Source organism: Bacillus sp. AFS001701, from assembly GCF_002559405.1.
GTDB lineage: Bacteria > Bacillota > Bacilli > Bacillales > Bacillaceae_G > Gottfriedia.
The window spans coordinates 1-607 of record NZ_NTZO01000752.1 but is presented as its reverse complement, the minus strand read 5'-3'; the positions used below and the strand labels follow the sequence as shown (position 1 = coordinate 607).

At 25.4% G+C, this 607-nt stretch carries 1 protein-coding gene; it reads right to left on the bottom strand.

From position 1 onward, the window contains the following. Window positions 1-410 precede the first annotated feature (410 nt). Window positions 411-607: hypothetical protein (locus tag CN514_RS26270; protein WP_217993967.1), on the bottom strand; the 197-nt coding region annotated here is incomplete at its 5' end.

The following is a 607-nucleotide window of genomic DNA, read 5'->3' as shown; positions in this document are numbered from 1 at the left end:
CCAGTTAGCACAACAAAAAAAGAACGACTATACAGTCGATCATTTTGTACAACTATCGCAATGTGTTAGTTCAACAAGGAAAAATTAGAATTGACTTAAAATGCTAAAAATCAGAATAAATAAGTAAAAAATCCCCAAAATCATTACTAATCTAACAACATAGTTATATCGTTTTTTAATCGGATTAAAATGTTCTTTTAAGTCTGAGATTGGCTTTTCTTCTGTTTTCGAAGTATCAAAAAATTGATTGCGTATAAATCCTATGGTAGCAAAAATCAAACCAATTAACCCGAAAGTACTAGGACTTATTTTATACGTTATCCTTAAATAAATGGCTAACAAAGCTAATATTGATAGTATTACAATAAAAAATTTTTTTTTATATTCATTTGTATCCTCTAATTTTTCTATTAGTTTTCTTTCATATTTAAGAATGCTAAATCAAAAAATGATATGCCTAAACTTAATCCTAAAGCTGTACCAAAATTAGGAACATTATTTTCTGAAGGTTGAAATATATAGTTGAAGATATAATTCGTAGCAATAATTACAATAAACACAATAATAAAATTTAAAATTCGCTTTTTAATTTCAGTTCGTTTTAGTT